23 protein-coding genes and 2 riboswitches are annotated in these 26620 nt (G+C 54.1%); of the genes, 5 read left to right on the top strand and 18 right to left on the bottom strand.

What is annotated here, in order from left to right:
- Window positions 1-80 precede the first annotated feature (80 nt).
- The 4 genes from ABH899_RS13060 to ABH899_RS13045 form a co-directional block, all read right to left on the bottom strand.
- Window positions 81-1037 (bottom strand): carbohydrate ABC transporter permease, encoded by a 957-nt coding sequence (locus ABH899_RS13060; protein ID WP_369996697.1) that lies wholly within the window; start codon window positions 1035-1037, stop codon window positions 81-83.
- A 39-nt stretch (window positions 1038-1076) separates the two neighbouring features.
- The gene (locus ABH899_RS13055) at window positions 1077-2006 is read right to left on the bottom strand and encodes an ABC transporter permease (protein ID WP_369996694.1); all 930 of its coding nucleotides are present in this window, start codon (window positions 2004-2006) and stop codon (window positions 1077-1079) included.
- A 241-nt stretch (window positions 2007-2247) separates the two neighbouring features.
- Window positions 2248-3804, bottom strand: coding sequence for a helix-turn-helix domain-containing protein (locus ABH899_RS13050; protein WP_369996692.1), 1557 nt, complete (start codon window positions 3802-3804; stop codon window positions 2248-2250).
- Window positions 3801-5636, bottom strand: coding sequence for a cache domain-containing sensor histidine kinase (locus ABH899_RS13045; RefSeq protein ID WP_369996689.1), 1836 nt, complete (start codon window positions 5634-5636; stop codon window positions 3801-3803). Before ABH899_RS13045 ends, ABH899_RS13050 begins: the two co-directional genes overlap by 4 nt.
- A 192-nt stretch (window positions 5637-5828) precedes the next feature.
- Here ABH899_RS13045 and ABH899_RS13040 point away from each other — a divergent pair, with 192 nt between their 5' ends.
- Window positions 5829-8978 carry an alpha-mannosidase gene (locus ABH899_RS13040; RefSeq protein ID WP_369996687.1) on the top strand — a complete coding sequence of 1050 codons (3150 nt, stop codon included), beginning with the start codon at window positions 5829-5831 and terminating at the stop codon, window positions 8976-8978.
- A 115-nt stretch (window positions 8979-9093) separates the two neighbouring features.
- Here the strand turns inward: ABH899_RS13040 and ABH899_RS13035 are convergent, their stop codons facing one another.
- A complete protein-coding gene (locus ABH899_RS13035; RefSeq protein WP_369996684.1) occupies window positions 9094-9873 on the bottom strand; it encodes an alpha/beta hydrolase in 780 nt (259 codons plus the stop codon).
- Between the two features lie 126 nt (window positions 9874-9999).
- Window positions 10000-10120: riboswitch (SAM riboswitch) on the top strand.
- A gap of 82 nt (window positions 10121-10202) precedes the next feature.
- On the opposite strand from ABH899_RS13035, the gene ABH899_RS13030 reads away from it, so the two are divergent.
- The 3 genes from ABH899_RS13030 to ABH899_RS13020 are packed head-to-tail and all read left to right on the top strand — an operon-like array spanning window position 10203 to window position 12764.
- Window positions 10203-11231, top strand: a complete 1029-nt coding sequence (locus tag ABH899_RS13030) for a methionine ABC transporter ATP-binding protein (protein ID WP_369996681.1) — start codon at window positions 10203-10205, stop codon at window positions 11229-11231.
- A complete protein-coding gene (locus ABH899_RS13025; RefSeq protein WP_009672848.1) occupies window positions 11218-11877 on the top strand; it encodes a methionine ABC transporter permease in 660 nt (219 codons plus the stop codon). The genes ABH899_RS13030 and ABH899_RS13025 overlap by 14 nt, the downstream gene beginning before the upstream one ends.
- Window positions 11878-11912: 35 nt before the next feature.
- Entirely contained in the window at window positions 11913-12764 is an 852-nt protein-coding gene (locus tag ABH899_RS13020; RefSeq protein ID WP_369996678.1) for a MetQ/NlpA family ABC transporter substrate-binding protein, read from the top strand.
- 76 nt (window positions 12765-12840) lie between these two features.
- On the opposite strand, the gene ABH899_RS13015 is transcribed toward ABH899_RS13020, so the two are convergent.
- From ABH899_RS13015 to gnd, 6 genes are all read right to left on the bottom strand, one after another.
- A complete protein-coding gene (locus tag ABH899_RS13015; RefSeq protein WP_009672725.1) occupies window positions 12841-13719 on the bottom strand; it encodes a sugar phosphate isomerase/epimerase family protein in 879 nt (292 codons plus the stop codon).
- A 29-nt stretch (window positions 13720-13748) separates the two neighbouring features.
- Window positions 13749-14810, bottom strand: a complete 1062-nt coding sequence (locus tag ABH899_RS13010; RefSeq protein WP_218228597.1) for a Gfo/Idh/MocA family protein — start codon at window positions 14808-14810, stop codon at window positions 13749-13751.
- Between the two features lie 212 nt (window positions 14811-15022).
- Window positions 15023-16591, bottom strand: a complete 1569-nt coding sequence (gene gntK, locus ABH899_RS13005) for a gluconokinase (protein WP_369996674.1) — start codon at window positions 16589-16591, stop codon at window positions 15023-15025.
- Between the two features lie 73 nt (window positions 16592-16664).
- Complete coding sequence (locus ABH899_RS13000) at window positions 16665-18026, bottom strand: GntP family permease (RefSeq protein ID WP_369996671.1); 1362 nt, start codon at window positions 18024-18026, stop codon at window positions 16665-16667.
- A 151-nt stretch (window positions 18027-18177) separates the two neighbouring features.
- A complete protein-coding gene (locus ABH899_RS12995) occupies window positions 18178-18852 on the bottom strand; it encodes a GntR family transcriptional regulator (protein WP_009672720.1) in 675 nt (224 codons plus the stop codon).
- Window positions 18853-19037: 185 nt separating this feature from the next.
- Window positions 19038-19940, bottom strand: coding sequence for a phosphogluconate dehydrogenase (NAD(+)-dependent, decarboxylating) (gene gnd, locus ABH899_RS12990; protein ID WP_369996667.1), 903 nt, complete (start codon window positions 19938-19940; stop codon window positions 19038-19040).
- A gap of 443 nt (window positions 19941-20383) precedes the next feature.
- Here gnd and ABH899_RS12985 point away from each other — a divergent pair, with 443 nt between their 5' ends.
- Entirely contained in the window at window positions 20384-20683 is a 300-nt protein-coding gene (locus tag ABH899_RS12985; protein ID WP_218228595.1) for a hypothetical protein, read from the top strand.
- A 168-nt stretch (window positions 20684-20851) separates the two neighbouring features.
- On the opposite strand, the gene ABH899_RS12980 is transcribed toward ABH899_RS12985, so the two are convergent.
- The 7 genes from ABH899_RS12980 to ABH899_RS12950 all read right to left on the bottom strand — a co-directional run bounded on the left by ABH899_RS12980 (window position 20852) and on the right by ABH899_RS12950 (window position 26511).
- Window positions 20852-21421, bottom strand: coding sequence for a DNA-3-methyladenine glycosylase I (locus tag ABH899_RS12980; protein ID WP_369996662.1), 570 nt, complete (start codon window positions 21419-21421; stop codon window positions 20852-20854).
- 34 nt (window positions 21422-21455) lie between these two features.
- Complete coding sequence (locus ABH899_RS12975; RefSeq protein ID WP_369996659.1) at window positions 21456-22364, bottom strand: TatD family hydrolase; 909 nt, start codon at window positions 22362-22364, stop codon at window positions 21456-21458.
- Window positions 22365-22447: 83 nt separating this feature from the next.
- The gene (locus tag ABH899_RS12970) at window positions 22448-23215 is read right to left on the bottom strand and encodes an ABC transporter ATP-binding protein (RefSeq protein WP_369996656.1); all 768 of its coding nucleotides are present in this window, start codon (window positions 23213-23215) and stop codon (window positions 22448-22450) included.
- A gap of 13 nt (window positions 23216-23228) precedes the next feature.
- Window positions 23229-23990, bottom strand: coding sequence for an ABC transporter permease (locus ABH899_RS12965; protein WP_369996653.1), 762 nt, complete (start codon window positions 23988-23990; stop codon window positions 23229-23231).
- Window positions 23987-24280, bottom strand: coding sequence for an MTH1187 family thiamine-binding protein (locus ABH899_RS12960; RefSeq protein ID WP_009672780.1), 294 nt, complete (start codon window positions 24278-24280; stop codon window positions 23987-23989). The genes ABH899_RS12965 and ABH899_RS12960 overlap by 4 nt, the downstream gene beginning before the upstream one ends.
- 89 nt (window positions 24281-24369) lie before the next feature.
- Entirely contained in the window at window positions 24370-25407 is a 1038-nt protein-coding gene (locus ABH899_RS12955) for an ABC transporter substrate-binding protein (RefSeq protein ID WP_369996649.1), read from the bottom strand.
- Between the two features lie 68 nt (window positions 25408-25475).
- Window positions 25476-25588, bottom strand: a riboswitch (TPP riboswitch).
- 74 nt (window positions 25589-25662) lie between these two features.
- Window positions 25663-26511: a patatin-like phospholipase family protein gene (locus tag ABH899_RS12950; RefSeq protein WP_369996647.1), complete on the bottom strand. Its 849-nt coding sequence runs from the start codon at window positions 26509-26511 to the stop codon at window positions 25663-25665.
- Window positions 26512-26620: the final 109 nt, after the last annotated feature.

Genomic DNA, 26620 nt, shown 5'->3' with positions numbered 1-26620 from the left:
CCTGACAACTTCATAATGATAACGCTTTCTTTATTGGTGTGACCTCTCCTTCAGCCCTTCGGAAGAGAAGGCCGTAATCCCTACTCTTTGACCGAACCGATCGTCAGCCCCTGAATAAAATATTTCTGGAAAAACGGATAAGCGAGCGCAATCGGCAGTGTGGCTAATACAACCATCGCCATACGCACCGTTTCCGTGGGAAGCGAGGCCGCAATATCATACGACACGACCTTGGAACTGTTCTGAACGACAAAATCCATGTTGTTCTGAATGCGCATCAGCATCGTTTGAAGCGGAATCAGCGTCGGCTTGTCGATATAAAGCAGCGCATTGAACCAGTCGTTCCAGAACGCGAGCGTACTGAACAAACCGATCGTCGCAATGCCCGGCAGTGAAATCGGCAGCACGATTCGCGTGAATACGCCGAATTCGGTCGCACCGTCCATTTTGGCCGATTCTACAATGGCGTCCGGAACCGTCGTGGAGAAGAACGTCCGCATCACCAGAATGTAGAAAGCGTTCAGTACCGACGGCAGAATGAGCGCCCAAATCGAATCGCGCAGATGCAGAAACTGGGTGACCACGATATACGAAGGCACCAGGCCTCCGGAGAACAGCATCGTGAAGAAAGCGAGAAAGCTGAAGAATCTCCGCTGCTCGAAACTTTTCCGCGATAAGGCGTACGCATACGTGGCGACGAGATACAGCGTGAGCAACGTGCCGAGCACCGTCACCAGAAGCGTGACTCCGAACGACTGGAGCAGCTGCTGTCCCGAGTTCATGAGAAACCGGTACGAAGCTGTGCTTAACTGGCTCGGCACCAGGCTGAATCCCTCGATAGCGAGCGTTTTCTCGTCGGTAAACGAAATGATAATAATAAACAGAAACGGAAACACGCAGGACAAAGCGAACAAACCCACGCCCGTCGAGAACACGAAATTCCAGAACGGCGAAATCGCATTCAAATCTTTCGGCTTCTTCCCCTTCCGGGCTTGCGCCGTCGTTCCTGCCTTAACCGATCCGCTCAAGTCTGACATTGCTGGCACCCCCTAGCCGGATCCTTGCTGCTTTTACGTTTAAAAAACGGCATATTCTTTTTCGATCTTCCGCACCGCATAATTGGCCGTCAGGACCAGAATCAGGCCCACAACCGACTGGTAAAGTCCGGTAGCCGTACTCATTCCCGTATCGCCCATAACCGTCAGTCCGCGGTAAACGAACGTGTCGATCACGTCTGTAACCGGATACAAAGCACCCGAGTTTTTCGTCACCTGGAAGAACAAGCCGAAGTCCGAGCGGAAAATGCCGCCAAGCGCCAGCACGGTCAAAATAATCATCAGCGGTTTGAGCTGCGGAAGCGTTATGTACTTGATTTGCTGCCATTTGCTGGCTCCGTCGATCATTGCGGCTTCGTAATACGAACGGTCGATCCCCGCAATGGCGGCGAGATAGACGACGCTGCCGTAGCCGATGTTTTTCCAGATGCCCATAAAGATCAGGATGTACGGCCAATATTTCGGCTCGCTGTACCAGTTGACCGGATCGGCTCCGAAATACGCGAGAAGCTGGTTGAACACGCCCTTTTCCATATTGAGAAAAATCAGCACGAAGTAACTGATAATAACCCAAGACAGGAAATAAGGCATAAACATGGCCGTCTGATACACTTTGGTCAGCCGTTTGTTCAGCAGCTCGTTCATGACGATCGCGAACCCGACCGCACAGACCAGCCCCAGAAAAATCAAAGCCAGATTGTACAAAATCGTATTGCGTGTGATGATAAACGCGTCATTGGTGGAGAACAGAAACTCGAAGTTTTTCAGACCTACCCATTCGCTGTTAAAAACGCTTGCAAAAAAGCCCTCCGGATGAATACGAAAGTCTTTAAACGCCACGATCGTACCAAACATGGGCAGGTAGGCAAAAATGATAAACCAGATCGCTCCCGGCAGCACCAACAAGAGAAACGCCCGGTTTCTCACTAAACTTTTCACGATGCCAGGCACGGCGCTTTTCCCTCCTTTGCCTTTTCTTAGGTGGTCTTCTACGGTTGTTAATCCCCTATAATCAACAACGGCAGCTCACGCGGGACTTTCCGTCTCGCTCCCGTTTTCATTATCCCCGCTGACCGCCTCCCCCGTATAGTTGAAAAATCTAATCCAAGATGGAGAAATTAAAGAAATCTTTAGCGATATCATAAAAAAAAAGCATGCAGGTGCAGATGCACACGCATGCTTTTTCCTTTTTTCACCTTTTAGTGTACATGGAACGGAGTTCCGTCGGCGATACGCCGGCGTATTTCTTAAATGTCCTGTAAAAGTACGACGAGTCCCAATAGCCGACCTCCTGAGCGATTTCGGCCGTCTTCCGGTCCGTATGGAGAAGAAGGTGCGTAGCCCGCTCCACCCGGTATTGGTTCACATAATCAGAAAAGCTGGTCCCCATCTCCTGCTGGAACAATTGCCCGAGATAATTCGGGTGCATGTGCAGCTTTTGGCTGAGCGTCTTCAGCGACAGCTCCCGGGAGTAGTGCTCTTTCACCTGCTCCAGCATTGCCGCTACATGGAGGCTGTACTCGCGGGCCGCATCGGACTGGCTGTCCAGCATCCCGGCTGCCACCCGTTTGACCTGCGAGGCAAGCCCGCTCCGCGTCTGAATCCGGAAGAGTGCCGCGAAAACTTCGCTGTAATCCGGCTGCTTCTCCATCTCCTTGACCGCCAGCATAAGCTGGATGGCCGCATTGAAGTAAGGCTGCCTCGGTACGGGATGAGCGCTGTCGCCCCGGACAAAAAATAGGTCCGCGAACTCGTCGATCTCATCCCGTCTCCCCTCCGCCAGCAGCTTGACGAACCGGTCCATCGCGGGCTCCTGGAGAGCCGGTCGGTCTTCTTCCCGGAAGGCGTAAGCCGCCAAGTCGTCGACGATCACACCGGGCTGCTCATTCATCAAGTGTGCCTGATACCACGCTTGCACGGCGCGGGCGCTGGCCGGATAGCCCTGGTACAGCTCTTCGGGATGACCCGCCGCGCACCAGACCCGAAACCCGGTGAAGCCGGCGATCCACTCCGACATTCTCCGCAAGGCCGGAAGCACCTTTACTTCGCTCCCGCTTAAAGCGAACAGGAGCGTAATTTCATCGCCGTCCCCCGGAAAGGCGATCACTTCGCAGTTCTCCGGCAGCTCTTCCGTGCCGATTCGTTCGCACTCCTCGGCCAGACCGGGAAGACGATAAAACTGGAAGGCAGGCTCGTTTTCCGTCACGATCCGCAGCGCTGCCGAGCGGTAGACCTCGTGGTCGATGGGAATACCGAGCATTCTCGCGCGCTCCCTGAACTCCTTGTTGTCGATGGTCCCGTTCGTCCAGCGGTGCAAAATATTGTTGCGCAATATTTTCCAGTCTTCATCCAGGCGGAAGCGGCTGATTTCTTCCCGTTCCCAGTCCCGCAAAATGTGCTTGACCGTCGCTTCCAGTTCGTCGATATTAATGGGCTTAAGCAGGTAATTTTCAATGCCCAGCAAAATGCCTTCCTTTACATATTTGAATTCGTCGTAGCCGCTCAAAATAATGAACTTGGTCCGCGGATTCAGCAGTTTGACCCGGCGCAGCAGCTCCAGACCGGTCATTTCCGGCATCATAATATCCGTGATGAGCAGGTCCGCCGGCTCTTCCTTCAGCTTCTCCAGCGCCTCCAGACCGTTCCGGGCGGAGCCTGCGATTTGCAAGTCGAACTGCTCCCAGGGCAGCAGGTTGTACAGCCCTTGGACGATAAGCGGCTCGTCATCGGCAAAAAATAGTTTTCTCATGGCAGCATCTCCCCCTGTACGGCCGGAAGCTTCAACGTCACTTCGCAGCCTTGATCCGGGCCGCTGTTTACCGTGAGGCCGTAATCGCTTCCGTAATGGGACCGGATCCGCTCGTTCACGTTGAGAAGGCCCAGCGAACCGCCGCCAAGGGCACCGGAATCCGGCTTCCTCGCCAGCCGCTTGCGGATTTCGGCCAGCTTCTCCGGCGGCATTCCTTTTCCGTTGTCCGCCACACGGACGACGATGTTCTCCTCTTCGCGCACGACAGTTATCGCGATCCGGTTCGAATCCGATTCGGGCCGGAACCCGTGCACGAGGTAGTTTTCGACGACCGGCTGAATGAGCAGTTTGACCACCTGGCAGTTGGCCGCGTTTTTATCCAGATACGTCTCGACCTCCAGCCTGTTCTCAAAGCGGTACTGGAAAAGCTTCAGGTACATGCCGTTCATCTCCATTTCTTCCGCCAGGGTCACATTCGTCTGCTTGCGGATCATGTCCCGGAACAGGGCGGCAAGAATATAGATCATTTGGCCGACATCTCTCGCCCCGGACGTGATGGCCTTCATGCGGATGCTTTCCAGCGTGTTGTACAGAAAGTGAGGGTTGATCTGCGCCTGCATCGCCACGAGTTCGGCATTCTTCTGCTTGATCTCCGAGCGGTACACCTGGTCGATGTACGTTTCGAGCCGGTCGCACATGTAATTGAAATTTTGCGAAATATCCTGCAGCTCATCCTCGCCGGTCAGCACGATGCGTGCGCTCAAATCGCCTTCCTGAAGACGCCGGATGTGCGTCACGATTTTGCGGATCTTTTTGGAATACTGCCGGATGATCGTAAACGTAAACATAAAACTCACCGCAATGCAAAGGGCGGTAATCCCGATCAGGCTTAGCCGGATTGTGTGCATGCTCTGCTCGATCCGGGATTTCGGGATAATCCCCGCAATCGTCATTCCCGTATTCCCGACGGTCAGCACGTTCACCTTGGACGGCTCTTCGAGCTCCACCCAGTCTTTCTGCTCCTGAAGCTGCTGCCAGTACGGATAGATCTGCCCCTGATAACGATTCTCGGAATCGTAAATGACCTGCCCGCCGGAAGTCATCAGCAGCATTTTGGCCCCTCGGTCTTTCAGCTTGCTTTCTACCAGACGCTTGATCGCATCCGTATTCAGATCGAAAACAATGGCCCCGTATTTTTGAAGCGAGACGGTATCTTTTAAAATATGGGTGTACGAGTAGACCGGTCCGCTATCTTTCCGCGCCTCCCACAGGACGGATCGTTTATCTGTCAGCTGCCACTGATGATTGACGGTGGAATCGAACCAGCCGGAGCTGTCCTGCGGAATCTCCGACGGATAATAAAACCGCTGGCTGCCGGGATTCATGAAATAAAAAAAGCGCTCCCCTTTGCTGTACAAAAGAATATTCGCGATGGAAGGCTCGTCTTTGAGAAACGACCGGAGCTGGCTGTCGAAATTTTTGGGTTCCGTTCCGCTGCTCTGGATGTACCGGTTCAGCCGCCTCTTCAAATAATCCTCATACTCGTGCGATAAAAAATAAGTCAAATCTTCGTTAACCGCCGCGTCCGTGTACAGCTGCTGGATGGCCGAATACATCCGTTCGTACAGCTGATTCAAGTTAACGCTTACAATATCCAGATCTTTAAGGACGCGGTCCGTCTGCTCTCGCATGCTGCGCTGCTCATAATACTGATAAGCCAGGATGGATACGCCCAGAAACAGCAGCACCATGACGATCGAGTAAAAAAGAAGAATTTTGTTAAACATCCGTTTTTTCAGGTGAATCCGGTAAAAGGTTTTTAAGCTCGGCATGAGGTCAGCACCGTCACTTTCGGTCAATTCGCGTATAAGCTTATCACCGATGGGGGAAATTAGGCAATTGCATTCCCCTCTCTCCGCGGACTATAATAGAGCTACCCTATAATCACCCGCAGTTCCAACAAACAGGATTTTCCTCCTTTACTCGCTCCCTACAATCAGGTTCCAACAGGGGGTTTCTTCGACATGTTCCTCACCGAACACAAATTGCAATCGCGTATCCGTGAACTATCCGAGCTTCGCTACCGGGATAAGCATCCCATTCGGTCTTTTCTTTCCCTTGAAGACAAACGCAAAGAAATCAACCCGAGCCTTCCCGCTCCCGCTGAGGACTGGAAGACGATGAACGTCGGAAATACGTGGACGGGCCGCGATCTTTATTTATGGCTGTCCGCTGAAATACATATCCCGCAAGACTGGTCCGGCAAACGCATTCTCGGCCGCTTCGATTTCGGCGATACGGGCGGCGGCAACAACTCCGGGTTCGAGTCCTTGTTTTACTGGAACGGCAAGCCGTATCAGGGCGTCGATTCCAATCACAAGGAAGTGTTCCTCCCGGACGATGCGGCGGGTACATCCCGGCAGCTCCTGTTCCGCCTGTGGTCGGGACTGGAAGGAGGCGGGCAGCCCCAGGATCAGACGCATGCCATCCGGCAGGCCGAATTCTGCTGGCTGGACGAAGCCGCGGACGACTTGTACTTCACCGCGCAGGCGGCACTCGATACCGTCCGCATTCTGGATGCCAACGCACCCGAGAGGACGGCGCTGCTTCATGCCCTGAATCAGTCGTTTAAGCTCATCGACTGGACTGAGCCCGGTTCCGAAGATTTTTACGTGTCGGTAAATGCCGCGAGAACCGAACTGAGTACACGGATCGAGCGGATGGACAAAAGATCCGATGTGACCGTCACCTGCGTCGGCCATACGCACATCGACGTGGCCTGGCTGTGGCGGCTTAAGCATACCCGGGAGAAATGCGCCCGTTCTTTCTCCACCGTGATGCGGCTCATGGAGATGTTCCCGGACTACACCTTCCTGCAGACTCAGCCTCAGCTGTACGAGTACGTCAAGGAGGATTACCCCGAGCTGTACGAAGCGATCAAGGAGCGTGCGGCGGAAGGACGCTGGGAAGCGGGCGGCGGCATGTGGCTGGAAGCCGACTGCAACCTCACTTCCGGCGAATCGCTGGTCCGGCAGCTTTTGATCGGCACCCGCTTCCTCGCGGACGAATTCGGCACGGAATGCAAATACTTGTGGCTTCCGGACGTTTTCGGCTACAGCTGGTCCCTGCCGCAAATTTTGAAGAAATCCGGCATTCATACGTTTATGACGACGAAAATCAGTTGGAACCAGTACAACCGGATGCCGTTCGACACGTTCCATTGGCGCGGGATCGACGGTTCCGAGGTGCTCACTCACTTCATTACGACGCCGGAGCCGTGGTCCGGGCCCGACTCCTGGTTCTACACGTATAACGGTCAAATTATCCCCAAAACCGTGAAAGGAATCTGGGACGGCTACCGCGATAAGGAAATGAACCAGGAACTTCTGCTCTCTTACGGTTACGGGGACGGGGGCGGCGGTGTCAACCGCGACATGCTGGAGATGCGCCGGAGACTGAACAGCCTGCCGGGCCTGCCGAACGTGGAAACGGGACGCGCCGACGCCTACTTTGAAAGGCTGCAGGAAACAGCGGCGGACACCGATGCATACGTGCACACATGGGATGGGGAACTGTACCTGGAGTATCACCGGGGCACTTACACAAGCCAGGCTTACAACAAACGGATGAACCGCAAGCTGGAGCTCGCCTACCGCGAAGCGGAATGGCTGAATGCCATGCAGAGCGTTCTGCATAACGATTGGAGCCTGTACAAAGGCAAGGAACTGACCGAAGGCTGGAAAATCATTCTCCGCAACCAGTTCCACGACATCATTCCCGGTTCTTCCATCCGTGAAGTGTACGAGGACAGCGTTATCGAGTATGAAGAAGCGGAAGCGATCGGCCGCGCCGTCGACACGCAGGCGGTTGAAGCGATCGCCGCAGGCAAGGACCCTTCTGGCGCTTCTGCCTACACCGTCTGGAATTCGTCTCCCTGGACGATGACGGAGCTCGTGACGATTGCGGCTCCGCAGCAGGGAAAATCCGGGCAATGGCTCGGCCTGCAGGGCAGCGTGCTTCAGGCGCAGCTTCACGATGAGGTGTGGACCGTAGAAGTGAAAAACATTCCGCCGATGGGCTACACCACCGTCAAGTTCGCAGCGGATTCCGGGCAAGCGGAATCACCGAGTCCTTTCGCGTGGAATCACAGCGGGATTGAGACGCCGTTTTATGTGCTGGAATGGAACGCGCAGGGTCAATTGACCCGCATCTACGATAAAAATCAGCGGCGTGAAGTATTGGCGCCGGGCGCAAGGGGCAACGTACTCCAGCTTTTCGAGGATAAGCCGCTCGCTCACGAGGCGTGGGATATCGATCTCTTTTATCAGGAAAACATGCAGGAAATCCGGGATTTCAAGGGCGCCGAACTGGTCGAGGAAGGGCCGCTTCGTGCCGTGATCCGCTTCAACTGGGTGTACCGGAATTCGTCGATCAGCCAAGATCTGGTGGTGTACGGCAGCCACCCGCGCATTGATTTCGTGACGGAAGCCGACTGGCATGAACAGAAGCAGCTGCTGAAAGCGGCCTTCCCCGTCGATATCCGCACAACGGAAGCGACCTTCGACATCCAGTTCGGCAACGTGAAGCGTCCGAATCACTGGAACACGAGCTGGGACTGGGCGCGGTTCGAGACCGTCGGGCACCAGTGGGCCGATCTTTCGGACCGGGGTTACGGCGTCAGCCTGCTCAACGACTGCAAGTACGGATACGACATCAAAGGGAACGTGATGCGCCTCACCTTAATCAAATGCGCGACCCATCCGGATACCCATGCGGACCAGGGGCATCATGCCTTCACCTATTCCCTGCTGCCCCACCGTGGAGACTGGCTGCAGGGCCAGACCGTGAAAGAGGCGTGGATGCTGAACAGCCCGCTTCGGGCTTCGGCGGGAACCGCGGAAGTTCCGTCCCGTTCGATGTTCACTTTGTCGGGAGACACCGCCATGATCTCGGCCGTCAAAAAAGCCGAGGATTCCGGCAAAGTCATCGTGCGTGTTCACGACTACTCCGGAAGCCGCAACGCGCTTCAGTTGACGAGCGATTTCCGCATCGCTTCCTGGCGGGAAACGAACTTGATGGAGAAGCCCGAAGGGCCTGTCGTCCATGATGGAACGATTTCTTTCGTGCTCCAGCCTTATGAAATCAAAACGTTCGAGATTGAGCTCGAAGCATAAACGTCCGGCGCGAAACCCGGCGCGAAACCCGGCGCGAAACAAAAAGCTTCCCCAGCCATACGGCGGGGAAGCTTTTTTCGGTTGCGGCACGCAGCCCGTGTAACGGCAAGGCGTTCTACTCAGTCTGACGCTTGAGCGGAAGCCAGTCCAGAACCCGGCCGATCTGCTGGTCCCAATAGCTCCAGTCGTGGATTCTCCCCTCTTCCTCTTCATAAAGGAGGGGAATATTCAGACTTTGCACATAATCGCGGAAGGCGATATTTTCCTCGTATAGAAAATCATCCGTCCCGCAGCACTGGTAAAGAGCCGGCAGCTCCGTCTTCTTCTCCGCCGCATGACGGGCCAGCGCAAACAGATCGCCTGCTCCCAGCAGCTCCCGGTTGTTTCCGAACACGAGCCGGAAATCTTTGGGGAACCGCCGTTCGATCTCCCTCACCTTCGTGACGCCCGACAAACTGGCGGCGGCCGCGAACTGATCCGGCTTTTTCAGCGCCCATTTGAAAGCTCCGTAGCCTCCCATCGACAGACCGGCCACGAAATTGTCCTCCCGGCGGTCCGACAGCGGAAAGAAGGAGCGGCAAACCTGCGGGAGTTCTTCGGACAGGAACGTCCAGTAATCGTACCCGTTCTCCATGTCCGTATAGAAGCTGCGCGCCGCATTCGGCATCACGACGGCCAGCCCGAGAGGAGCGGCATACCGTTCGATAGCCGTTCTCCGCATCCAGATCGAATCGTCATCCGACAACCCGTGCAGCAGATACAAGGTCGGGTGCCTGCGGCCCGCTGCACTGCCTTCCAACCCGATTTGACTGGTCGTCTGCTGAGGCAGAATCACTTGGATAGAAGTGGACATGCCGAGTACTTCGGAATAAAAATCACATTGAATGAAAGCCATGCTGCACCTCTCCTGCTTGTTTATATTTACCAGGGGTAAAATAACCGTTGACTTCAAAAAATCCTTGGGTTATACTCGGAATTGTCGTTTTACCGTCTAATTTAGGACAACCTCATACTATACCGATTCTTATCAAGAGTGGCGGAGGGACAAGGCCCTGCGAAGCCCGGCAACCGATCGCAGCAATATGCGCGATGACAATGGTGCCAATTCCTTCAGGATCCAGGCGGATTCTGGCAGATGAGAAGGTCGTTTTCGATACCGGAAAAGCCCTTTTTGTCTTTACAAAATGGGCTTTTTCTTATTTTCAAGCAAAGAAGGTGAAGCAATTGATCGAAATCAGGAAGCTGCGCAAGCAATACGGCAGCGGCTCTCGCATAACACACGCCCTGCAAGAAATTAATCTCACGATTGATAAAGGCGAGATTTACGGCATTATCGGCCACTCGGGCGCCGGCAAAAGCACCCTGCTCCGGACGATCAATCTCCTGGAGCGCCCGACCGAGGGCAGCGTCGTCGTGGACGGCGTTGACCTGACGGCACTCAGTACCAAGAAGCTTCAAGATCAGCGCCGCCGGATCGGCATGATCTTTCAGCATTTCAATCTCCTCTCCTCCGCCACGGTGGAAGAGAACATCGCATTCCCGCTTCGCCTGGCCGGTACGGCCAAATCGGAAGCACGGCGCCGCGTCGCCGAGCTCCTTGCCCTGGTCGGTCTGACCGAACACGGCAAGAAGTACCCGTCCCAGCTGTCCGGGGGCCAGAAGCAGCGTGTCGGCATCGCGCGCGCACTTGCGACGAATCCGCACGTCCTGCTGTGCGATGAAGCGACTTCCGCACTCGACCCGCAGACGACGAATTCCATTCTCAATCTGCTGCTGGACATCAACCGCAAGCTGAAGATCACCATCGTGCTCATTACGCACGAAATGCAGGTGATCCGCTCCATCTGCGACCGCGTAGCAGTCATTCATGAGGGCCAGATCGTGGAACAGGGGCCTGTGGCGGAAGTATTCCTAAAGCCGCGCCACGACGTAACCCGGCAGTTCATCGAACAGGTTGCGGATTCGGTTGAGATCGACAAGCCGGACACTGCGGGAGTTCCCGCCCAGGACGGCACGGTGCTGAAAATCACCTTTCTCGGTGAAACTACGTACGAGCCGATTTTGTCCATAACGGTTCAACAGACAGGCGTGACGTTCTCCATCCTGCAGGGAACCATTTCCCGGATGAAAAACACGCCTTACGGCCAGCTCGTCGTTCGACTGCAGGGCCCGCGGGATGCGGCGGAGAACACGATCCGTCTCCTGCGCGAGCACGGCCTGGATGTGGAGGTGTATTCGAATGGATTGGTCTAAAATCGATTGGAGCGAAATCGGAACCGCCACGAACGACACGATGATGATGCTCGGCCTTTCGGCCCTGTTCACGTTCGTGATCGGGCTGCCGATCGGCGTGCTGCTCTATCTGACTTCGAAAGGAAGTCTGCTGGAAAACCGCACGTTCAACATCGTCATCTCGTTTATCGTCAACGTGCTGCGTTCCTTCCCTTTCATCATTCTGATGATCGCCGCGATTCCGCTGACGAAGCTTCTCGTCGGCACTTCCATCGGCGTCAAGGGAACGATTCCGCCGCTTGTCATCGCGGCCGCGCCTTTCTTCGCGCGTCTCGTCGAGACGGCTTTGCGCGAGGTGGACCGCGGCATTATCGAAGCCGCCCAGTCCATGGGCGCGGGCCGATTCCAGATCGTCCGCCGCGTTCTGCTGCCGGAAGCTCTTCCCGGCCTTATCGCCGGCATTACGATCACCACCGTTACGCTCGTATCCTACACGGCCATGTCCGGTATGGTCGGCGGCGGCGGCCTCGGTGACCTGGCTATCCGCTACGGGTACCAGCGTTTCCAGACGGAAGTCATGATCGCGACCGTCGTTATTTTGCTTATTCTCGTGCAAATTTTGCAGATGATCGGAGACCGTTTCGTTCTCTATTTCACGCGCAAATGATGCGATAGATAACCGAATCCAAGGAGGAAACCCTTATGAAAAAACGTTCACTGATCGTCTTGTTTCTGATCGTCGCAATGACGGCTCTTGCAGCCTGCGGCAAACAAAAAGCCGAACCTTCGGCTACGACTACACCGGCTTCCGGCGCAGGTACCGGCGAGAAAGCCGCCGTTACCTTGAAAATCGGCGCGACTGCCGTACCGCAAGCCGAGATTCTGGAGTCCGTTAAAGACAAACTGAAAGCGGAAGGCGTTAACCTGGACATTAAAGTGTTTACGGACTACGTTCTGCCGAACACGCAGCTTAACGAGAAACAGCTGGACGCCAATTTTTTCCAGCATCTTCCTTATTTAGAAGAGTTCAATAAAAGCAAAGGCTCTAAACTTGTCAGCGTTGGCAACGTTCATATCGAACCGTTCGGCGGCTATTCCCGTAAAGTGAAAGCGCTCGGCGAACTGAAAGACGGCGCAACGATCGCCATCCCGAACGATCCTTCCAACGGCGCACGCGCTCTGGTTCTTCTGGAGAAGAACGGCCTGATCAAGCTGAAAGAAGGCGTCGGCATTGCCGGAACCGTGAAAGATATCGTAGAAAACAAAAAGAACTTCAAAATCAAAGAACTCGAAGCGGCTATGCTGCCGCGTGTTCTGGACGAAGTCGATCTTGCTCTGATCAATACGAACTACGCGCTTGAAGCGAAGCTGGTTCCTGCCAAAGACGCTCTCTTCGTAGAAGACAAAGATTCCCCTTATGCCAACATTGTCGCGGCTCGCGAAGACAATGCGAAATCCGAAGCGGTTCAGAAGCTGATCAAAGCTCTGCAAACGCCTGAAGTGAAGAAATTCATCGAAGACAAATACCAAGGCTCCGTCCTGCCGGCGTTCTAAGAACGACGAACAGGAACGAAAAACCTTTCCGCCGGATAACCCGGCCGGAAAGGTTTTTTTATTGGCGTCTTGCCGGTTAACGATAAGCCTTGATAAATTCGACCGCCTTACGGATATCTTCCGCAGGATCGTCGCCCACTTCGCGCTCAATCGTCAGGTAGCCCTGATAACCGATTTCTTGCAGCGCCTGGAAGTAGCGGTCGAAGTCGACCTTGCCTTCTCCGAGCGGCAGCTCTTCGAACAATTCACCCTCGCGCAGCATATCGGCAATGCGCTCGTGCGCCATCGGCTCGAAACCGACCGCGCCGTACAGGATGCGGGGATCGAATTCTTTGTGGCGCAGGCCGTCTTTTACGTGCGTATGAACGATATAGTCTTTCAGCGTATAGACGCCCTGGACCGGATCGTCGCCCGTCACCATAATCATGTTGGCCGGATCGAAGTTGACGGATACTCCGTTCGTGCTGAGGGTATCCAGGAAGCTCTTGAGGTGAGCGGCCGGCTCAGGACCGGTTTCGATCGCGAAGTAAGCGTCCACGCTTTTGGCGTATTGGCCCAGCTCCTCGCACGCTTCCTGCATCGCTTCGTAAACGTCGTCCTTCTCGGACGGAACGATCCCGATATGAGTCGTCACGATATTGGTGCCGAGCTCCAGAGCCAGATCCAGGACACGCTTCGATTTCTCGATTTTTTCTTTGTTCTCGGCCCGGACTTGGAAGCCGTGTCCCCCGAAGTCGCCTACGAGTGCCGAAACCTGCAGCCCGAGCGAATCGATGTAAGCCTTAAGTTCCTTGCGCTGCGCGGCAGTCAGGTTGTCCGGGTACATCTCGCCCTTAACGGCATAAATCTGCACGCCGTCGGCGCCGACTTCCTTCGCTTTCTGAAGGCCTTCGCGGACGGGAAGCCCGAAGCTGTCTACGATAACCCCGATCGGGTTCGGAACGCGGATACTCATGATATTGGAGATCTCCCCTCAACTATAAATTAATTCACTTGAATTTCTTTGCCGGCTGCGCTGGATTCATAGATTCCGCAAAGAATTTTCATCAGTTCCAGACCGTCTTCCACAGGCGAAATCGTTTCATGCTTGCCCAGGCAGCAGTCCACGAAGTGCTCGATTTCACGGCGGAAACCCGCTTCGAAGTCGAACGTCAGATGATCGATCTGAGGCGTCGCATTCAGAATGGTATTGTGCTTCTCGGTCACGAGCATCAGTTCCGGCTCGATCTCGGCCCCGCCCTGGTCTCCGAACAGCTTGACGGAAATCTCGTCTTTCTTCGCATGCAGCGTGAAGCTGGCTTCAACGGACAGCGCCGCGCCGTTTTCGAAACGGATCAGGGCGGATGCCATGTCTTCGACCGTATTTTTTGCCGCATCGTAATCCGCAGCTTTATAGAAATTCAAATTCTCGATATGTGAACGGTTGCCTAATTTGTCATATGTAACGGCGGAAACGGATTTTACCTTCGGTTTGCCCATCAGGTACCAGCACAGGTCGATCACATGAACGCCGATGTCGATAACCGGACCGCCGCCGGAACGCTCCACGTCCGAAAACCATCCGCCGGGATTGCCCAGGCGTCTCAGCACGGTAGCTTTGGCGTAGTAAATGGAACCGAGTTCGCCGGAATCGATAAAGCGTTTCGCAACATTCGTATTCGTGCCGAAACGGCGTACGAAACCGACCTGCAGCACTTTGCCGGACTTGCGGACGGCTTCCTGCACGGCGTGCGCTTCTTCCACGGTTTTGCACAGCGGTTTCTCGACGAGCACGTGCTTGCCTGCTTCTACGGCCGCTTTGCTGATCTCCGCGTGCGTATTGTTCCAGGTGCAGATGCTGACGGCATCGATTTCGGGATCGGCCAGAAGTTGTTTGTAATCGGTAAACGTTTTCACAGCACCGTATTGTTTAGCTTTCTCTTTGGCCCGCTCTTCGTTCAAATCGCAAACGGCATGAATTTCAACTTGCGCATTTTTGGCGTACGCGCCGAAATGCAGTTCGGAAATCGAGCCGGCACCAATAACGCCGATTTTAAGTTTTGACATGCTTCTCCTTCTCCTCCACATCTATAGGGTTGAATCTATTCCATTCTTACATGAAAAGGAAGCGTCTTCAAGCTTATTTGAAGAAGAGGTGAACACTTTTTTAATTCTATTGATTAATTATATTTATCGGACATCAAAATAATAGTTATTTATACCAAAAAAGCATAACGGAATTTTCCGTCATGCTTTAATTTTATAAAGATTTTCACCATTTAATTGACGGGTTCGTTTTTATCCTTAAAAACTTCCTGCTGGAAGGCCGTGATCGCCGAATATTCGTCTTCCAGCTTGCGTGACAGGCCGATGAAGATCGGGAGCAGCTTGTGGTAAATACGGGCATTGGCCTTATCCGGCTCATGCTTATGCGTGGCTCCGATCATTCCGGAAACGACACCGAGCGAATCTGCGCGGCCTGTCGCATACCAGCCCAGCACGGCCGCCCCCAGGCAGGAGCTCTCGATGCTTTCGGGAATGATGACCTCCTGATCGAAAATGTCGGCCATCATCTGCCTCCAAAGAGCCGAACGCGCAAAGCCGCCGGTGGCGTGTATTCTCGCCGGGCGTCCGATTTTCTCTTCCATGGCCAGCAGCACCGTGTACAGGTTGAAAATGACCCCTTCCAGCACCGCACGGATCATATGCTCCTTTTTGTGGTGCAGGGTCAGGCCGAAGAAAGACCCCCGCGCGTCCGGATTCCACAGAGGGGCCCTCTCCCCGCTTAAGTAGGGATGGAAAAGAAGCCCGTCGGACCCGGGACGAACCTGCCTGGCGATCTGCGTCAGCAGATCGTAGGAGTCGATGCCGAGCCGCTTGGCGGCCTCCACTTCCGAGGCGGCTAGCTCGTCGCGCACCCAGCGGAACAGCATTCCCCCGTTGTTGACCGGCCCCCCGATCACCCAGTACGACTCCGTCAGCGCATAGCAGAATATGCGCCCTTTCGGATCGGTTACGGGCCGGTCCACGACCGTGCGGATGGCTCCGCTGGTTCCGATCGTCGCGGCGACGACTCCGGGCTCAATCGCGTTTACGCCGAGGTTGGACAAGACGCCGTCGCTCGCTCCGACGACAAACGGCGTAGACGGCGCAAGCCCCATCTCGGCGGCGTAAGACGCGCTCAAGCCTTCGACGATATGAGTCGTCGGTACGGGCCTGGACAGCCTGTCGGGAGTGATCCCGGCAAGCTCGAGCGCCTGCGCGTCCCAGTCCAGCGCCTGCAGGTTGAAAAGGCCCGTGGACGAAGCGACCGAGTGATCGACGAGATACGTCCCGAACAGCTTGGCAAATACATATTCTTTGATCGAAATGAATTTGGCCGTTTTGCCGAAAATCTCGGGATGATCGTGGCGGAGCCACATCAGCTTGGTCAGCGGAGACATCGGATGGACCGGCGTGCCTGTGCGCAGGTAAAGCTCGTGGCCGCCCAGGTCTTTCTTGAGCCGCCCCGACCACTCCGCGCTCCGGTTATCCGCCCATGTCATGCAGCGCATGAGCGGTTTTCCTTCCGTGTCTACCGGAAGCACACTGTGCATGGCAGAGCTGAAAGAAACGAAAAGAACCCCGCCAGGTTGTACCCGGGCTCGGTCCATGACGCCTCTCACCGATTTCAGGACGGCCTGGAAGATCTCATCCGGGTCCTGCTCGGCTGTAGACGAGGTCGGGGTATATAAAGGATAGCCGCCGCCCGCTTTGGCGACGACCTTTCCGTTTTCTTCGAAAAGCACCGCTTTAGTGCTCGTTGTTCCGATATCGACTCCGATCATATAGCGGGTCATGCTGTTCATTTCCTACTCCTTCTTTCTCTGTTAAGACTGACGGCCCGGACGCATGTGTCCGGGCTGTCTGTAGAAACGTTTCTTAGATAATCACGCTGAGCATCATTATAAAAGCCAGCCCGATAACGGACAGCAGGGTTTCCATGACTGTCCATGATTTCAGGGTCTGCGGAACGGACAGGTTGAAAAACTCTTTCACCATCCAGAACCCGGCGTCGTTGACGTGGGACAGGACGATGGAGCCGGCGCCGGTCGCAAGCACGACAAGCTCCAGATTAGCGCCCGGCGTTTGCGCGAGCACCGGCGCTACAATACCGGCCGCGGTCGTCATCGCTACCGTCGCGGAGCCGGTGGCAACCCGGATCAGCGCCGCCACGAGCCACGCGAACAGGATCACGTTAACGTTCGCCTGCGTGGCGAATTCGGCGATTGCCGCCCCTACGCCGCTGCTTATCAGAACCTGCTTGAACGCGCCGCCACCGCCGATAATGAGGATAATCGTCGCCGTAGGCGCCAGACATTCGCTCGTGAAGCGTGAAATGTCTTCTTTTTTGAAGCCGCGGGCAAAGCCGAGCGAGAAGAAAGAAAACACGACGGCGATCAGCAGCGCGATAATTTCATGCCCGATGAATTCGCAGAAAACGGTCAGGCTGCTCGTGCTTTTCGGATCGACAATGTTGGCAACGGAACCGATCAGCATGAGAATAACCGGCAGGAGAATCGTAAACAGCGTAATACCGAAGCCGGGCAGATTCCGGTTTTCGTTTACCGCAAACTGTTCGGCCAACTTAGCCGGCGGTTCGGCCTGAATCCGTTTCCCGATAAATTTACCGAACAGCGGTCCGGCAATAATCGCCGTCGGCAGTCCGATCAGCAGCGAGTAAAGAATCGTTTTGCCCAAATCCGCCTTGTACGCATCGATGGCGATCATCGGCGCGGGATGGGGCGGAACCAGGCCGTGCACCGTCGAAAGACCGGCCAGAATCGGAATCCCGATCTGCAGAAGCGGCATTTTCGTTTTGCGTGCCACGGTAAAGACGATCGGAATGAGCAGAATCAGCCCCACTTCGAAAAATACGGGAATTCCGACGATAAAACCGACCACCATCATGGCCCAGTGGACGCGTTTTTCACCGAACCGGTCGACCAGGGTCGTCGCGATTTTTTCGGCGCCGCCGGATTCCGCCATCATTTTGCCGAGCATGGTGCCCAGCGCGATGACGATCGCGATCGTGCCCAAAGTTCCGCCTAACCCGCCGGTGACCGCCTTAATGACATCCTGAGCTTTCATTCCGGACAAGAGGCCGAGCATGAGAGCCGAAATAATGAGCGTAACGAACGGATTCCATTTGAATTTAGCGATAAACACCACTAAAAACACAATCGAAATCAGAGTCCAGACTAATAAAGTGACGGAATGACTAAGTCCGAAAATGCTGTTCATGACTGACCTCCAGATGTGTGATTCAAAAACTTTTATCGTCTAATAGCGCTTTCATTCGGTTAACGCCGACATAGACGAGTTGTATACATGTCGACAAGTTTAATCGTGTGCAAGCGTCCTTTTACCGGCCGCTTACATTTTCCCCTGTTTTTTAAGAAGGTAAACTGTTTTCAAGAGTTTGCCGTGAATCGGCGAAATAATTGCGGACCACTTGCCCGATGACCGCCGGATCATGAGTTTCAAGACCTCTCACGATGGCTCGGTGCTTCTCGATTACGTCCAGGAGCTTCTCTTCCCCTTGCGAAAAAATTTCATCCGTCGTAATCAGCAGAACCGTGATGACGATTTGCCGGATGCTGGTCCACAGGTGCAGCACCCTTTTATGACGGGCCGCTTCGATAATCGTTTCGTGAAACGTGATGTCCTGAAAGGCGAAATCCTCGGGGTCGCCGTGCTTGACCGCCAGCTCCATCCTGTCGATAATCTGGTTCAGTTTACCGATCAGAGATGCCTGATTTGCCTGTGCGAGCCTGTCCTGCACGAAGCTCTCGATAATAAAACGGACATCGTACAGCTCCTGCACATCGGTCTGGCTTAGCCCCAGCACGACGGCTCCCATTCGTTCCAGACGGATCAGACCTTCGATGGACAACGCTTTCAGGGCTTCCCTGACAGGCGAACGGCTTGTGCCGAAGTCGGATGCTATGCGGTTTTCGGAAATCACTTCACCGGGCTTGATGCTCCCGTTAATAATTTGCAGCCTTAATTCGCTGGCGATGGACTCTCCCAAAGAAACGCCTCTGAGCCACGCAGACGGATAACGCATGATGCACAACTCTCCTTACCAATGGGCTAAAGGTACGCTGACCTTGTCCGGCGGTTGAAAAGCCGGCCAAAGGGCCTTCTTTTCCCGCCTTCCGAAGTCATGTCAATTGTAGCATATCTTCAGCCGGAGCATCCATGCCGGGCAAGCTTCAGGTCAGCCGACCTGCGGTCCCGTATGCGTTCGTCTCAATCGCCGCTGCGTACGACGGCATGTCCGCCGAACTCGTTACGCAGCGCGGCCACAACCTTGCCGTGGAACGTGTCCGTTTCCAGCGAACGGTAGCGCATGAACAACGACATCGCGATCACCGGCGCATTCGCTCCGAGATCCAGCGCGGTCTCCACGGTCCATTTGCCCTCGCCTGAACTCTGCATAACGCCGCGGATTCCTTCCAGCTTGGGATCTTTGGAGAAAGCCTGTCCGGCCAGCTCCATCAGCCAGCCCCGGATAACGGAACCGTTCGACCATACTTCGGCTACCTTCTCGTAATCGAAGTCGAAGCCGCTTTTATCCAGCACTTCGAAGCCTTCCGCGATCGCCTGCATCATCCCGTATTCGATTCCGTTGTGAACCATTTTGAGAAAATGGCCCGAACCGCTTTTGCCTCCATAGAGGTACCCTTTTTCGACGGCCATGTCGCGGAACAGGGGCTCGATTTTCTCGAACGCTTCCTTGTTTCCCCCGATCATGAAACAGCCGCCGTGTTCGGCTCCTTCCGTTCCTCCGGAAGTTCCGACATCCATGTAATGAATCCCGTGCGCGGCGAGTTTTTCGGAACGCTCCACCGATTCCTTATAGTGGGAGTTTCCGCCGTCGATAAGCACGTCACCCGCCTGAAGAAGCGGAAGCAGTGAATCAATCACGCTGTCGACGATTTTACCTGCGGGTACCATCATCCACACCGTTCTGGGAGCGGGAAGGTTCGCTATCAGTTCCTCCAAGTTTTCCGAGGAAACGGCGCCAAGCCCGGCCAACCGCTTTCCCGGAGCGGGATCTTTATCGAATACGACTGCCTCATGTCCGTGACGGAGTAAATTTTGAACGAGATTGTAACCCATCTTACCTAAACCGACCATACCAATTCTCATGATGTCTAATTTCCCTTCTGGTATACTTGTATACAAGATATGTTTTTATCATAACTCCGTTCGTGGATTCTGTAAACACTCTTTTTGAAAGCGCTCTATAAAACGGAAAATTGTTCTTTTTTCAGGACGTTTTATATTGAAAATAATTCCTTATTGTTCATCATTCCAATTTGCAGAACACCTTGTTTGCTTCCGACTGCTCCCGTTTTCGTCATTTTAAGCGTCTTTTTCAAGGCGGTTCGGGTATTTTCCAATTGATCCATACAGTCGTTTGCCCTATTATTCCCCCTTTCGGATAGAAAATGACGGATTTTCCACGAAAATGATTGCCATTTTCAGAAAAAATATGGAAAAACTACTTCACACGGGAACAAACGTTTGATATACTAAAAACAAACATTCGTTCGCATACTTATCGTATGCGTCCCAAGGAGGGTTTTGCTATGAGTCTGTGGAAAAATGTTCGCTTCATCGAACGCGATTTTTGGTTTCAGAAAATGTTGAATGATACGGAAGCTCTTCATTCATGGCAGATCGATGACCTGCTGGGCGAAACGAATGCTCAATGGGATGACTTGACTTTTAAATTTTTTGATGACGGCTCCGTCACCATTATAGATAATGATACAGACACCCGTGTTTCTCCCCAAGAGCTTAAAGGCGCGGCACTCGATTTTTATATCCGCAAGCGCATCGAATTCATCCGTGTAAGCCTGCAGGAGAAGATCTTGATGTACGCCTGAACCGTCCGGTTTCGCCCCCTCTACTAATCAAAAGGGAACCCCCGGCTGCGGAGGTTCCCTTGTTTCTTCTCGTATTCCAATCCTGTTCCACTCGAACGATTATGAATGATTCCTCTTTTAACATGATTTTTCCCGGCATCCATTCTACCCGCTTAAGAACGGCCTTTTTTATTTAGGGTTGGACGGATGACACATGCAGGTTGTCAAATGATCGTTGACAAGTCCCGATGCCTGCATATACGCGTAACAGATCGTCGAGCCCACGAAAGTGAATCCGTCTTTTTTTAGCGCTTTGCTCATCGCATCCGATTGAGGTGTGCTTGCAGGCACTTCATGCAACGAATTCCATTGGTTCTGCACGGGCTGCCCGTCAACAAAACTCCAGATATAGTCCGTAAAGCTGCCGGTTTTCTCCCTGATCTTCAGAAACGCCTGCGCATTGCGGACAAACGCGTTTACTTTCAACCGGTTACGGATGATTCCCGGGTCCTGAAGCAGCTCGGCCAGTTTGTCCTCGCCGTATCCCGCAATTTTCTCCGCGTCGAACCCGTCGTAAACGTTCCGGTAATGCTCCCTCTTCTTAAGCACCGTATACCAGCTCAAACCCGCCTGAGCGCCTTCGAGACACAGCATTTCAAACAACTTCCGGTCGTCCCTCTGCGGAACTCCCCATTCGTGATCGTGATAATTTACGTAGAGCGGGTCCTGATTGACCCAACCGCATCGTACAAGCTCCATTTGTATGTACCCCTCCCGTTTCCTGCATAATCTGTCACCCGGAAGCCTGCGGCTGCAGCCTATAGAAGTTGCAGGTGTTGCCGTACATTTGCGCAGCCGCTTCTTCTACCGCGACCGATTTAATCCCGGCAATATGTCTTACTACGTCAGCCACCATCAGGGGATGTGTCATTCTGCCGTCATATGCTCCTTCGAACGGCCATGGACCGTCCGTTTCGGCCATCATCAGCTCCAGCGGATAGCGGGCCGCCAACCGCCTGATTTCCTCTTCGTAGGAGATATCCGGGGTTATAGATATATAATACCCTAAACCGATCATACGTTCGACTGTTTTTTCAGAACCTTTAAACCAGTGAAAATGAGCGTGTTCTATTTGGTACCGTTCCAGCAGGTCAAGCACAAGGTCCGCGTCTTCGTAAACGGCGTGCAGAACGACAGGCTTGTTGTGTTTAGCGGCAAAAGCAATAAAGCGCTCCAGCAAGTCAATGTACGGCTGTAAATAAAATGCTTGCCCGGCCTGCTCAACTTCCGTCCGCATGTAGTACGGCAGACCGACTTCCCCTACAGCCGCGGCTTCGTGAACGGTTTGCTCCATCCAGGCCAGCAGCTCCGCAAGCTCATCCTCCGAGGGAAGCGGCTGCTCGGGATGAAATCCGTAAGCGGGCCGGACTATGTGGGGATACCGGCGGTAAAGCTCCCGGGTTCTCTGGCATGAAGGGAGGTTCATGGACACGGCTAGCAGCATGTAGACGGGAATACCGTCCGCAATATCTTGGAAAATCAAGGAGCGTTCCTGCTCTCCATACTGTTCCAGATGGATGTGAGCATCGATATAGCGAAGTTTTTCCGGGCCGTTCACCTTACGATCACCGACGGCTCCGGGTTCCTCCCTCTTCATTTCATTCATCGGTTCCTTGATCGATTCACTCATCGTTTTGTTCATTTCCTTTCGGCCTCCGTTTCCGTTTACTCCGTGACTTGCGTGCGGATATACAAGACAGCCCGCAGGCAGTGGAGCTGAATGTTTCAGCTTCCGCTTCCTACGGACTTCATCAGATTGATCAGTTCTCTTTTCATCGAGATAAACGCCGGATCTTCCGTAATCGTGAGCGCACGCGGACGTTCGAAAGGAACGATGACCTCTCTTTCGATCCTGGTCGGCTTATCCGACAGCAGATAGATGCGGTCCGAAAGCAGCAGAGCCTCTTCCAGACTATGCGTAATGAAGAGTACGGAGCGCTTATTCTGTTCCCATATTTTAAGCAGCCAGTGCTGCATTTCCTCACGCGTCAACGCATCCAGCGCACCGAACGGCTCGTCCAGGCACATCAGCTCCTGAGGACTGAGCAGAGCCCGCAGAAACGAGACACGCTGCTGCATTCCCCCGGACAAGACATGAGGATGCTCCTTCTCATAGCCTTGCAGACCCACTTTAGCCAGCCATTCCCTGGCCAGCTCCAGCGATTCCGTTTTAGGCAAGCCTGCCGTTTCCCGGGCCAGGATCACGTTCTCTTCCACATTCCTCCACGGAAACAAAGACGCCTGCTGGGGCATATAGCTGACGAGCCCTTTCCTGCCGGTCACGTCGCTGCCCTCCATAACAATCTGTCCCGACGAAGGCCGGATCAATCCGCCTATGAGGTGAAACAGCGTCGTTTTCCCGCTGCCGGAAGGACCGATCAGGGAGACGAATTCCCCTTCATTTACATGAAGGTTAATCCCGTTAAGAATTTTCGTATCGCTCCCGCCTGTGGAGAACGATTTGGAAATCTCTTTTAATTCCAGCTTTTTCATCGTTTCACTCCTCCTAATGTTTATCGGGTTTCCAGCGGACGGTCCATTTTTCCAGCAGCACGATGGCTCCGAACAGAAGGAGACTCAGAACGACAATAAGGAAGATGGCCACGAACACGCGGTCCGTGCGGAAAGAAGACTTGGCCAGCAGCATAAAAACGCCGATTCCTTTGTCGGAACCGAGCCATTCGGCGATAACCCCGCCCATGACGCTGTAGGTGGCGGAAATTTTGAGCCCCGAGAAGACGGACGGAAGCGCGAAGGGAAGCTCCAGCTTCCAGAACAACTGGCTGCGCCGTGCTCCGATCATTTCCAGGTAACGGTGCATGCCCGGATCGGGGTTTGACAGCCCTCCGAGCGCCGCTACCGTTACCGGGAAGAAACAGACAAGCGTGATGACAATTAGCTTCGGCAGCAGTCCGAAGCCGAACCAGATCATTAAGAGCGGCGCCAGCGCGATCGTCGGAACGTTCTGCGACAGGACCAGCAGCGGATAGAAGGCCGCTTTCATTCCGGGGATCACATGAAGCAGGCAGGCGATGAGCAGCCCGAGCGCCGAGCCGATTGCAAAGCCAAGCAGCGTAATGGAGACCGTAAAGCTCACATGCTTGCCCAGCAGGGGCGCCTGCCGGATGCCTTCCTCCAAGATCTGCAGGGGCGCCGGAAGCCTCCAGGCCGGCGTACCGGCCCAAGTGACGCCAAGCTGCCATAAAAGCAGCAGAAGGATGGCCGTCAGTAAAGGCGGCCATCCTTTCTTCCATAAGGATCGGATCATGGACGATATTTCTCCGTCAGCTTGTCCATCGATGCGCCCTCGGGATTGAAATAGATCTTCACTTGCGAGATGACATTGGGGCTCCCGAACTCGATCATCGCTTCATTCATTTTCCGGATCACGTCCAGCAGTTCGTTCAAGTCGCCTTCCATCGTCGTTTCCAGCGGATGAACCTCGTGCTTGACGCCGGATTGCTGAATCACTTCGATTGCGCGGTCCACATAAGGGATCACATCTTCCCCGTTTTTCGTTTTCGGGATAATCTGAATACTGACGAGTGCATTAGCCATAAGAAAATCCTCCTCGCCGCACTTGGCAGAACGGCATCATGTATGAACGTATAAGGCAAACCGGATAAAACTTTTCACCGCTTCGGACATCACTTGCCGGAAGCGGGCAGAAACTCGTTCGTAAAGGCCTTATCGGCTTCCAGGCTTTTCTCCAGAAGCTTGTGATCGAGCATCCACTTCGCGTAATTTTCCCATACCTCTTTTTTCTGCTCGCCCCAACGCGGAGCATCGTCCTTGTATTTCGGGCTCAGCCATTTTTGGCTGGCTAGCACGAGATTTTTGTCCAGCTCCGGTACCGCTTCGGACAAAACTCCCGCCGCCTCCTCCGGCTTGTCGATCGCGAACTGGTAGCCTTTCGAAGCCGCCTCCAGGAACGATTTGACGAGCTCGGGCTTTTCTTTGATCACTTTCTCGCTAGTGGCGAGGACCGGTGTATAGTAATCGAGCTGTTTCGAGTAGTCGGTAAGATAAACCATATTCAACGGCTCCTTGCGAAGCTCGGATTCAATGCCTGTCCAACCGTAATAAATCCAGGCGAAATCAATATCGCGCTTCACGGCGGTAAAGAAATCCGCGTCGCCCATGTTGACGATTTTCACCTTCGCCGGATCGGCCTTATCGGTCTGCATCAGCGAGTCGATCATCGCATTCTCGGCCGGAGATCCCCACCCGCCGTATGTTTTACCCTCGAAATCTTTGGGCTTCTTGATATTTTTAGCGGCCGGAGAGGCGAAACCCGACGTATTGTGCTGAATAATCGCCGCAATGGAAACGATCGGCACGCTTTGCGTACGGGCCTGCGTAATTCCTTCCTGGTAGCTTACGCCGAAGTCCGCTGCACCCGAAGCGACCATGGCGTCCGCGCCTCCCGCTCCCGGCTGGATGATGTCTACATTTAACCCTTTTTCCGCAAAATAGCCTTTGGCTTTAGCGACGTAGAGGCCGGTATGATTCGTGTTGGGCGACCAGTCCAGAACGACTTTGATGTCCGTTTTCTGAACCGCGGCAGGCGTCTGAGCCGCTTCCGGCGACGATTGCGCCCCTTCATTTCCCCCTGATTTGCCGCATCCGGCAAGCGCAACGGCAAAAGCCGCGGCAAGCGCTGTTGTACGTATAACCCGTTTCATCGTCTTCTCTCCTTCTTTATCCGCAGACAAGCCAAAAAGCGCCCCCTGATCGGGAGCGCACATAAAGTCGATAGTATCCGTACGGTTTCCTACGCTGGCATTATCCAGATCAGGTGTAAGGGTCAGTATCTTTATGGGATACAATCTCAGCCGGCCGATTCCAGCACCCCTGCGTCTTATTCGGTTGTCGTGCATTTCTGGGTCTATTATAGCATACGGTCCCCGTTTGTCCAGGTAAAGGGCAGGGCTTGTCCGCTAATTCAGCCACTCCTGCAATTTTTCTTTCGCTTCCGAGGCATCTTTGTAGCCCAGATCGTGCAGCGCTTCGAGCCTGGACGCATCCTTCTCCATCCGCCCTACCTTGAATGGGGCTGACGGACGGATCACGATTACTTTGCCGTCCCGTTCCAGCCGCTCGATTTCATCCAGCGTCCGGTTGTAAACCAGGCTGCGCTCTACCATTGCACGGACAAGACCCGGATAGGACGGATAAAACCGCTGAGCCAGCCACTGCTGTTTGAACGGTTTCTTCCGGTAGCCCTTCGGGCGGGTGAGCACCACGATATTGCGTTCGTTCCCGTCTTTCATCGACTGATGAATCGGAATGGGCGCCGTGATGCCGCCGTCAAACAGCGTTCTCTCCTGATACAGCACGGGCTGAGAGACGAACGGCAGCGAGCTTGAAGCCCGGATAAGCGAAAGCGACATTTCGGGCGCTTCGTTTTTCCGGAAAAAGACCGCTTCTCCGCTTAGCGCATCCGTCGTTCCGATGACCAGTTCATGACTTTCTCCGTAAAAGGTTTGAAAATCGAATGGAACCAAGTTATTCGGGATCTCGTCGAAGATAAAATCCATTCCGAAGATGCTCTTTTCCCGGATCAGATTGCGGTAACTGATATATCTGCGGTCGGTAATGAACCCGATCGTGACTTTTTTATTGCGCCCCGGCTGCCGGGAAAGATACGATGCCGCATTGCATGCGCCGGCAGAAACGCCGATTACGTAAGGAACGTACCAGTCCTTCTCCATTAAATACTCGAGAACCCCCGCGGTATAAACGCCGCGCATTCCTCCGCCCTCAAGCACCAAACCAAGTGAAGCCATTTACGCCCCTCCCTTTATTTCTCTCGTTCCAGTATGATTAGCATACTACAATTTTACCGCTAAACAAAACGGTATGCATCGTGATTTTACGGGGATTTTCTTACTTTTG

Source organism: Paenibacillus sp. RC84 (assembly GCF_041260495.1).
Classification (GTDB): domain Bacteria; phylum Bacillota; class Bacilli; order Paenibacillales; family NBRC-103111; genus Paenibacillus_F.
This window is presented reverse-complemented; position numbering and strand designations above follow the sequence as displayed.

What these genes read in the sequence shown, in the direction of transcription:
- ABH899_RS13060 (WP_369996697.1), bottom strand. Translation starts at nt 1,037, where the DNA reads ATGTCAGACTTGAGCGGATCGGTTAAGGCAGGAACGACGGCGCAAGCC.
- ABH899_RS13050 (WP_369996692.1), bottom strand. Translation starts at nt 3,804, where the DNA reads ATGAGAAAACTATTTTTTGCCGATGACGAGCCGCTTATCGTCCAAGGG.
- ABH899_RS13045 (WP_369996689.1), bottom strand. Translation starts at nt 5,636, where the DNA reads ATGCCGAGCTTAAAAACCTTTTACCGGATTCACCTGAAAAAACGGATG.
- ABH899_RS13040 (WP_369996687.1), top strand. Translation starts at nt 5,829, where the DNA reads ATGTTCCTCACCGAACACAAATTGCAATCGCGTATCCGTGAACTATCC.
- ABH899_RS13035 (WP_369996684.1), bottom strand. Translation starts at nt 9,873, where the DNA reads ATGGCTTTCATTCAATGTGATTTTTATTCCGAAGTACTCGGCATGTCC.
- ABH899_RS13025 (WP_009672848.1), top strand. Translation starts at nt 11,218, where the DNA reads ATGGATTGGTCTAAAATCGATTGGAGCGAAATCGGAACCGCCACGAAC.
- ABH899_RS13020 (WP_369996678.1), top strand. Translation starts at nt 11,913, where the DNA reads ATGAAAAAACGTTCACTGATCGTCTTGTTTCTGATCGTCGCAATGACG.
- ABH899_RS13015 (WP_009672725.1), bottom strand. Translation starts at nt 13,719, where the DNA reads ATGAGTATCCGCGTTCCGAACCCGATCGGGGTTATCGTAGACAGCTTC.
- ABH899_RS13010 (WP_218228597.1), bottom strand. Translation starts at nt 14,810, where the DNA reads ATGTCAAAACTTAAAATCGGCGTTATTGGTGCCGGCTCGATTTCCGAA.
- gntK (WP_369996674.1), bottom strand. Translation starts at nt 16,591, where the DNA reads ATGAACAGCATGACCCGCTATATGATCGGAGTCGATATCGGAACAACG.
- ABH899_RS13000 (WP_369996671.1), bottom strand. Translation starts at nt 18,026, where the DNA reads ATGAACAGCATTTTCGGACTTAGTCATTCCGTCACTTTATTAGTCTGG.
- ABH899_RS12995 (WP_009672720.1), bottom strand. Translation starts at nt 18,852, where the DNA reads ATGCGTTATCCGTCTGCGTGGCTCAGAGGCGTTTCTTTGGGAGAGTCC.
- gnd (WP_369996667.1), bottom strand. Translation starts at nt 19,940, where the DNA reads ATGAGAATTGGTATGGTCGGTTTAGGTAAGATGGGTTACAATCTCGTT.
- ABH899_RS12985 (WP_218228595.1), top strand. Translation starts at nt 20,384, where the DNA reads ATGAGTCTGTGGAAAAATGTTCGCTTCATCGAACGCGATTTTTGGTTT.
- ABH899_RS12980 (WP_369996662.1), bottom strand. Translation starts at nt 21,421, where the DNA reads ATGGAGCTTGTACGATGCGGTTGGGTCAATCAGGACCCGCTCTACGTA.
- ABH899_RS12975 (WP_369996659.1), bottom strand. Translation starts at nt 22,364, where the DNA reads ATGAACAAAACGATGAGTGAATCGATCAAGGAACCGATGAATGAAATG.
- ABH899_RS12970 (WP_369996656.1), bottom strand. Translation starts at nt 23,215, where the DNA reads ATGAAAAAGCTGGAATTAAAAGAGATTTCCAAATCGTTCTCCACAGGC.
- ABH899_RS12965 (WP_369996653.1), bottom strand. Translation starts at nt 23,990, where the DNA reads ATGATCCGATCCTTATGGAAGAAAGGATGGCCGCCTTTACTGACGGCC.
- ABH899_RS12960 (WP_009672780.1), bottom strand. Translation starts at nt 24,280, where the DNA reads ATGGCTAATGCACTCGTCAGTATTCAGATTATCCCGAAAACGAAAAAC.
- ABH899_RS12955 (WP_369996649.1), bottom strand. Translation starts at nt 25,407, where the DNA reads ATGAAACGGGTTATACGTACAACAGCGCTTGCCGCGGCTTTTGCCGTT.
- ABH899_RS12950 (WP_369996647.1), bottom strand. Translation starts at nt 26,511, where the DNA reads ATGGCTTCACTTGGTTTGGTGCTTGAGGGCGGAGGAATGCGCGGCGTT.